General features: G+C 62.0%; 9 protein-coding genes. 6 read left to right on the top strand and 3 right to left on the bottom strand.

The window, feature by feature from the left end; all coding sequences use genetic code 11:
* Window positions 1-34 precede the first annotated feature (34 nt).
* Complete coding sequence (locus FBR05_13935) at window positions 35-1579, top strand: ISKra4 family transposase (protein MDL1873276.1); 1545 nt, start codon at window positions 35-37, stop codon at window positions 1577-1579.
* Here the strand turns inward: FBR05_13935 and FBR05_13930 are convergent.
* Together FBR05_13930 and FBR05_13925 are read right to left on the bottom strand one after the other, a co-directional pair.
* The gene (locus FBR05_13930; protein ID MDL1873275.1) at window positions 1513-2268 is read right to left on the bottom strand and encodes an adenylyl-sulfate kinase; all 756 of its coding nucleotides are present in this window, start codon (window positions 2266-2268) and stop codon (window positions 1513-1515) included. The two genes, FBR05_13935 and FBR05_13930, sit on opposite strands and share 67 nt — an antisense overlap.
* Before the next feature lie 268 nt (window positions 2269-2536).
* Entirely contained in the window at window positions 2537-3115 is a 579-nt protein-coding gene (locus tag FBR05_13925) for a CAP domain-containing protein (protein ID MDL1873274.1), read from the bottom strand.
* 29 nt (window positions 3116-3144) lie between these two features.
* Here FBR05_13925 and xth point away from each other — a divergent pair, with 29 nt between their 5' ends.
* Window positions 3145-3915 carry an exodeoxyribonuclease III gene (xth, locus tag FBR05_13920; protein ID MDL1873273.1) on the top strand — a complete coding sequence of 257 codons (771 nt, stop codon included), beginning with the start codon at window positions 3145-3147 and terminating at the stop codon, window positions 3913-3915.
* Here xth and FBR05_13915 read toward each other — a convergent pair.
* Window positions 3895-4848, bottom strand: coding sequence for a DUF2490 domain-containing protein (locus tag FBR05_13915; GenBank protein ID MDL1873272.1), 954 nt, complete (start codon window positions 4846-4848; stop codon window positions 3895-3897). The two genes, xth and FBR05_13915, sit on opposite strands and share 21 nt — an antisense overlap.
* Between FBR05_13915 and FBR05_13910 the strand changes: the two genes are divergently transcribed.
* The 4 genes from FBR05_13910 to FBR05_13895 all read left to right on the top strand — a co-directional run.
* Window positions 4655-5305, top strand: coding sequence for a DUF502 domain-containing protein (locus FBR05_13910; GenBank protein MDL1873271.1), 651 nt, complete (start codon window positions 4655-4657; stop codon window positions 5303-5305). The genes FBR05_13915 and FBR05_13910 overlap by 194 nt on opposite strands.
* Window positions 5306-5463: 158 nt before the next feature.
* Complete coding sequence (locus FBR05_13905) at window positions 5464-5685, top strand: hypothetical protein (GenBank protein MDL1873270.1); 222 nt, start codon at window positions 5464-5466, stop codon at window positions 5683-5685.
* Between the two features lie 33 nt (window positions 5686-5718).
* The gene (locus FBR05_13900) at window positions 5719-6354 is read left to right on the top strand and encodes a hypothetical protein (protein MDL1873269.1); all 636 of its coding nucleotides are present in this window, start codon (window positions 5719-5721) and stop codon (window positions 6352-6354) included.
* A gap of 128 nt (window positions 6355-6482) precedes the next feature.
* Window positions 6483-7073, top strand: a 591-nt coding sequence (locus FBR05_13895) for a hypothetical protein (GenBank protein MDL1873268.1), incomplete at its 3' end; no start/stop codon positions are given.

Here is a 7073-nt window from a genome sequence, read left to right as displayed (position 1 = left end):
GGATCGGTCGGTTGCGGGTAGCGTCGGCGGCCTGATGAGCACCCGGACCGCCCGCACGATCGCCAACGACAGCCGGTTCTGCGAGTCTCGCACCCTGATGGGCGATCTCGAAGACGACCTGACCAACGACGATGCGATGGCCGCGACGCACGATCAGATCGAGCGCCTGCTCGCGGAGAAGGGCCGCGAGCTGCTGCGGCAGATGATGCAGGCGCACTACGATGCCAGGGCGGCACGCGAACGACGCGTCGAGGTCACCGGCGCCGACGGGGTCGAGCGCACGCAGGTCCGGACCGCGAGCCGCCAGATCGAGACGTTGTTCGGGACCGTCGAGGTGGATCGCCAGCTCTATCAGGCCCCCGGCACCGAAGGGCTCGCGCCGCTCGACGCGGCGCTCGGCCTGCCGGCGGAGAAGTACTCGATGGAGGTGCGCAAGCTCGTCGCCGAGCAGAGCGCGCGAGCCTCGTTCGACGAGGTCGTCGAGCTCATCGGCAAACAGACCGGCGCGCATGTGCCCAAGCGCCAGGCCGAGGAGCTCGCGGTGCGTGCCGCGCAGGACTTCGACGCGTTCTACCAGCGCCTGCTCCGCGAGCCCGAGGCCACCGACGACCTGCTGATCCTGAGCTTCGACGGCAAGGCCATCGCGATGCGGCACGCCGACCTGCGTCCGGCGACGAAGCGGGCGGCCGAGACCACGCCGCGCCGTCTCGAGACGCGGCTGACGTCGGGCGAGAAGAGGAACCGCAAGCGGATGGCGCAGGTCGCGACGGTGTACACGCTCGCGCCGTGGGTGCGCACCGCGGCGGACGTGCTGCACACGCTGCGACCCGACGATCTCGACGCGATTCGGCCGCGGCCGACACAGAAGCGGGTGTGGGCCAGCGTCGAGCACACGCCGCAGCAGGTCGTCGACGACGCGTTCGCCGAGGCGACGCGCCGCGATCCCGAGCGCCGACGGCGATGGGTCGTCCTGGTCGACGGTCAACGCGACCAGCTCAAGCGCGTGCAGCGCGCCGCGCGGAAGTTCGGCGCGGAGGTCACGATCGTCCTCGACATCGTGCACGTGCTCGAGTACCTGTGGCGCGCCGCGTACGCCTTCCACGCGGCAGGGACCGAGGAGGCAGAGACCTGGGTCCGGCACCGCCTGCTCGCGCTGCTGAGCGGCCGCAGCGCGGGCGAGATCGCCAAGAGCCTGCGTGGCATGGTCGAGCGTCACGGCCTCGACGCGAAGACCGCCGCGCCGGTGTTCAAGTGCACCAACTACCTGGTCAAGAACGGCCGGTGGTTGCACTACGACCGCGCGCTCGCGGGCGGCCTGCCGATCGCGACCGGCGTGATCGAGGGCGCGTGCCGATACCTCGTACAGGACCGCATGGGTCGCACCGGCGCGCGCTGGTCGCTGACCGGCGCCGAGGCGATCCTGCGCCTGCGCGCACTCAAGACCAGCGGCGACTTCGACGACTACTGGCAGTTCCACCTCGCCCAAGAGCACGACCGCACCCATCGCTCACGCTACGCCGAGGGTGACGTCCCCAACCCGCTGCCCCGCGAGCGACCGCGGCTCAGGCTGGTCAAGTGATCGACATTGCTCCCGTCGAGCGCCGTCATGATCGAGCCGCACCCGTCGGGGATGAGTCGGTCGAGTCCACCCTCCTCAGATACCCAATGAATGCCGTCATCGGCGGCGTAGTAGATGGTTCCGCCAGCGACGACTAGACTATGGGCCGTGTGCGCGAGGACGGGCACGGAGCCAGGTTCGCTGGCCAATGCTTTCCGCACGCCAAAACGACCGCGCCAGTACAGCCCTCGCTTGCCGACCTCGAGTTCGGAAGCCACTTCGTTAGGGACGACCAGAGTCGAGATCCCAGTCGCGCGATCGACGCGGAAGATACCTGTGGGGGAAGCACGGCGTTCGCCGCAGTGGGTGTCCGACCAAAAGAAATGACGCGCATCTCCGGCAAACGCGAGCGGTTGCAGACCATTTGCTGGGACGGGCAGATTCGGACAGTGCACGCCATCTACTAGTGCGATTCCGAGAACGGCACCGTCGCCGCGACATTCAACGTCGCCGTCGAGGACGTAGGCGTTGATGCCGTTTTCGATCAGGGCCAGCTCGACCTCGCGGGCGACGGTGGATTTCCCCGAGGCGGAGAGGCCCGTCAGCCAAACGACCGCTCCCTTCTGTCCCAGGTGCTCCTCGCGGGCTTGGGGGGTCAATTTGCCGTGGTGCCAGACGATGTTTTGGCTCTTGGGTTGGGCCTGGGTCATGGGAAAAAGCTCCTCAAATAGGTGAATCGAACGAGGGTCCCTCTCTAATGGCCGCGCGCCTTTTCTGTCAATGCCGCAAATTTTCACTCTAGTACTTTTTAAGGAGCACGAAAGCCGGGGCTAAGAATATACGGGTCCTGTCCGGTCTGCACCCCCACCGTGCTCGCAAGCGGCGCTGCGGATTTTGCCAATCGCCAAGCAGTCCATAGGGCCCCCGCCCGGCCACCCGTATATTCTTAGCCCCGGCTTTCGTGATTGATTATAGGTGCTATTTTTTTTGCGGCCCGCCGAAAACCTGGGTGCAGAAGATGCGCTGCCCGTCGCTCGCGCAGCCGACTCCCAGGAATGCGTAGTCCTTGGATAGAATATTTTTTCGGTGGGAAGAGGAATGCATCCAGTCGTCCATCATCTGGCCGGCGATGGCCTTGGGGTCGACGAGGCCCTGGGAGCTGGTGATGGTGTGGAGGTTTTCGCCCACGCTGCGCTGGAGCTTGGGCTGGTATTTCTTGACGCGGTCGACGACGGATTTTTTTTCGGGACTGAAGTGCGAGAGGTAATTCCGCTTCAGCATGTCCTGGGAATGGTCGCGGGCCACCTTCACCAAGATTTCTTCTCCGGCCAGGGGAGCGAGTTTTTTCTTGGCGCGCTGCTCGTTGCTCGACTCGAGGATCAGGCCCTCCACCTCCCTGGAGAGCTCGCCGGGGCTTAGCTTGGGCCCGGTCTCCTGCTGCTGAAGGTGAAAGGGAATGGACTTGGCAGATTTCGCGCCGACCAGGACCGGCACGGATAGACAAAAGACGAAGGCTGGGATAAGGAAAATCGGTCTAAACAAGGGCTTCATGCTCATGGCAACGCCATTAGCACGGAATCGAATCTATGAAAATCGCCACCTGGAACGTCAACGGAATCCGCGCCGCCGCCCGCAAGGGCTTTCTGGACTGGCTCGAGGCGGAGCGCCCCGACGCGGTCTGCCTGCAGGAGACCAAGGCCCACCCCGACCAGCTCGAGCCCGAGCTGCGCAATCCCGCGAGCTACAAGACCTTCTGGTCCTCGGCGAAGAAAAAGGGTTACAGCGGCGTCGCCCTCTTCTTGCGGCGGGAGGCCCTGGCGGTGAAGGAGGGCCTGGAGGTCCCCGAATTCGACGACGAGGGCCGCACCCTGACGGCGGAATTCGACGACTTCATCCTGATCACGGGCTACTTCCCCAATGGCCAGCCCGACCTGGGTCGCGTCCCCTACAAGCTGCGCTACAGCGACCGGATGATGGAGCACGCCCTCACCCTGCGCCGCCAGCTGAAGAAACCCGTCGTCATCTGCGGCGACGTCAACACCGCCCACCGCGAGATCGACCTCGCCCGCCCCAAGGAAAACGAGGGCAACACCGGCTTCCTACCAGTCGAACGCGCCTGGGTCGACAAATTCCTCGCCAACGGTTTCGTGGATATCTTTCGCGAGCTTGAGCCGGGACCCAACCACTATTCTTGGTGGTCTTATCGCTCCGGGGCCCGGCCGAGGAACATCGGCTGGAGAATCGACTATTTCTTCGTCACGCCGGAGTTGCGGCCGCGCGTGAGCAAGGTCTACCATCAGCCCCAGGTCCAAGGTTCGGACCACTGCCCCATCATTTTAGAACTTAAATCCCAGTGACGTACCCAGGACATGGGCCTGGATCCAATTCTTGCCGGTTGGCGTGTCCTTCTCCGCCGAGCTGCGCAACAAGTAGTATAGATCGAAAGTGATCTTATCCTTCCGGAAACCGAAGGTATTGCCGGCCATGACGCGGTTCTGATTGAAATCGCCCTTGCCCGGCTCGAGGAAGATCTCCTCGGAGATGAAGGGCTTGAAGGACACCGGCGAGGTCTTGATCGGGAAGGCGATCCGGAAGCGCGCGCGATAGCGGAAGACGGTGTCGTCCGGGAAAAAACGGATCTCGAAGCGCTGCCGGTTGCTCAACTCGACCGCTCCGAATTGCTTGGAGAGCTCGAATTGCGGAAAAATCCGATTTTCATAGTCCTTTCCCACTTGCTTCTCGAAGCGGTAGAAAAATCCGCCCTTCAACCACTTCAAGATCTTGTAATCGAAGCCCAGCGTGGTGTTGAAAAGCAGATAATCCGAGACGTTGTTCTTGAAGCGATTTTCGGTCGCCCAGTGCAGGGTCCAAGGGCTTTTTCCGAAGGCGTGGCTGATCTTCAGCTCAGTCCAGAGCTGGAAGTCGTTCTCCTTGGCCCGGGCGACTCCGACCGTCGCGAACAGGAAAAAAACCAGCAATATCCCCAATCCCCGTTTCATAAGCGCCTCCTTACCAGGGTCCGTTTTCGGGGAAAAATGGGGGATCGCCAAGTCTTTTTGCACAAGAATCGGTAAATTTATTGTGACATCGCGGGGGATGTCCTTTAATAATTTCCGCGTGAAGAAATTCCTCAAGCAATCTTTTATGGCGGGGGTCTTGACCCTCCTGCCCATCGCCGGGACCATCTGGCTGCTCAAGGCCCTGATCTTCACCGCCGAAGACTTTTCCCGTTCCTTTATCCCGGCGCGATGGCACCCCGAGCAGATCCTGGGCCGCGATATCCCCGGCATCGGCCTGCTGATCGCCTTGATCCTGATCTTGCTCACCGGCACCTTCACCCGGTTTTACCTGGGGCGGAAGCTCGTCGAGATGGGCGACCGTCTCTTCGACCGCATCCCCTTGGGCCGCGGCATCTACAAGGCCATCAAGCAGTTCCTGAACACCGTCGCCGGCGATTCGGAAAAGAGCTTCCGCCGCGTGGTTTTGGTGGAGTTCCCCTCGCCGGGGACTTATGTCCTGGGTTTCGTCACGGGCACCGCCTCCGGCGAGGTCCAAGACAAGACGCAAGAGCGCGTCCTCAACGTCTTCGTCCCCACCACGCCCAATCCCACCACCGGCTTCTTCTTCATGATGCCGGAGCGCAAGCTGACGCCGCTCTCCATGCCGGTCGACGAGGCCTTCAAGCTGCTGATCAGCGGCGGCGTAGTGGTGAAGGAATCCCTCGAGAAATCGCCCCCACAGCCCTAGGCGGCCCCTCCCAACTCCCCCTTCTGAAAAAGCCGTCATTATAAATGAAAATATATTTCATTTAATAATCAGCCCTATATTTAAAATTTCTTTGACATTTCTGGATATTATTTTTAATTTCTCTATTAATTGAAAATTACTTTCTTTTAAGAGGTCCTATGAATTCCGAATGCCGCTCCAAAAACACCTTCGCCGTCTCCCTCTGCCGCAACGGCCACGCCACCCTGCATCTGGGCCGCAGCGCCGTCTTTCTCGACGCCGACGAACTGCGCGCGCTGCTCGACGCCGCCGGAAAGGCCCTGGCCGAATACGACCGGCACCTCGACGCGGAGAACCCCGTCGCAACCCTTGAGAATTTCCGGCCCCAAGTTTCCCACTAGTCTCACTCCGTCGCTCATCGAAAGGAACGATGCATGTCCACGCTTTGGATCACCCCCGAAACCCGCGAGCTCTATGACCAGACCCTCCGACGGGCCGCTTCGCGCCATTTCATCTTCGAATGGTCCAGCCAAGCAGAGGCGGAACGACACATCACCAACACTTTCTTCGCGGCCGCGCAAGTGACCGAAATCTCGGACGGAAGCGCCGCGTCCCTTAATCTGGAGGAAGAACGCATCCTCGATCTCGCCGAGGCCCGGCTGGCGATCGCCGCGCTTAATCGAGCCGCGGACGGGGACTTCCTCATCGCGGCCGACGAGGGCCGAACCGCCTACCAGCGTCTCAACGACACCATTCAATCCATGCTGCCAGCCAGGCTCGCCGGCAGGAGCTATTGCGATTACCTGATGTGGCAGACTTCGGCGCGCGCCGACGGTTGGCGCCGCATCTCCGACGCCATGGTGGCCCGGGAGATTCGCGGAAGTTTCCGAGGAGAAGAGATCGAGAGCATCGACCCGCGACCGGGCCTCGACACCGTCGACGCGGTATTCGCCGCCTTCCTGCTGAATTACCAAGTCGGGGGCAGCGACGAGGACATCACTTGGAACAACGCCATGTTCGCCGGCGGGTCTTCTGCGATCCGCGGATTGGCAGCCTTCTATAATAATTAAGCTTTCCCAAATCACACCCGCTCTAGAGGGGCCCTCCCAGCCGAGGGCCCCTTTTATTAGCAACCCACGGTGGGGAAACCCGATATAATGAAAGTTATTTTCAAAAAAAGCCCAACAAAGAGGCGGCCATGGGGGACGAGTTTTCTTGGAACATCAATAATATAGGCGTTGTCGGCGTCGACCTGGCGAACGACCCGACGGCGATCTGGGGCTTGAAGCTCGATACCGGGGCCGGCTTGCGCCTGGACTGGTTCTTCACGCAGGGCCAATGGGAGATCGGTGACGGACAGGGTTTCCAAAGCCCCCTCGGGGTGGATTCCTTCGACACCCTGGCGCCCTTCGAATATACGCTGAGCGTCGGTCTCAACTACGACGACACCTTCATCGTCCGGCTGGGCCGCCACCACTACGAGCGTACCGAGGTGGAAGGCCTGCTCAACCGCAACGGCTTCCAGGCCTCCGCCAACGCGGCCAACGTCGCGGCCCCGCTGGGCTGGCCCGGCGGCGAGCTACTCGTCCAGATCGAGAAAGACGCCGGGGCCTTGCGCAACCTGATGTTCAACGTCGCCTATTATTACGGCGGCGACAGCTCCCACATGGGAATCCTGGAGGGCCTGGTGTCGCTGGCCTTTACGGAAGAGGAAAACGCCCCGACCCTGACGCTCTCCGGATTCGGGACGGTGCGCGCGGAGGCCCCGGGCGCCGAGTTCGACGTGGTC

The organism is Deltaproteobacteria bacterium PRO3 (assembly GCA_030263375.1).
GTDB lineage: Bacteria > UBA10199 > UBA10199 > DSSB01 > DSSB01 > DSSB01.
This window is presented reverse-complemented; position numbering and strand designations above follow the sequence as displayed.

Coding starts and splice junctions, on each gene's coding strand:
- FBR05_13930 (MDL1873275.1), bottom strand. CDS start 2,268: ATGACCCAGGCCCAACCCAAGAGCCAAAACATCGTCTGGCACCACGGC.
- FBR05_13915 (MDL1873272.1), bottom strand. CDS start 4,848: ATGCCGGGGATATCGCGGCCCAGGATCTGCTCGGGGTGCCATCGCGCC.
- FBR05_13925 (MDL1873274.1), bottom strand. CDS start 3,115: ATGAGCATGAAGCCCTTGTTTAGACCGATTTTCCTTATCCCAGCCTTC.
- FBR05_13910 (MDL1873271.1), top strand. CDS start 4,655: ATGTCCTTTAATAATTTCCGCGTGAAGAAATTCCTCAAGCAATCTTTT.
- xth (MDL1873273.1), top strand. CDS start 3,145: ATGAAAATCGCCACCTGGAACGTCAACGGAATCCGCGCCGCCGCCCGC.
- FBR05_13905 (MDL1873270.1), top strand. CDS start 5,464: ATGAATTCCGAATGCCGCTCCAAAAACACCTTCGCCGTCTCCCTCTGC.
- FBR05_13935 (MDL1873276.1), top strand. CDS start 35: ATGAGCACCCGGACCGCCCGCACGATCGCCAACGACAGCCGGTTCTGC.
- FBR05_13900 (MDL1873269.1), top strand. CDS start 5,719: ATGTCCACGCTTTGGATCACCCCCGAAACCCGCGAGCTCTATGACCAG.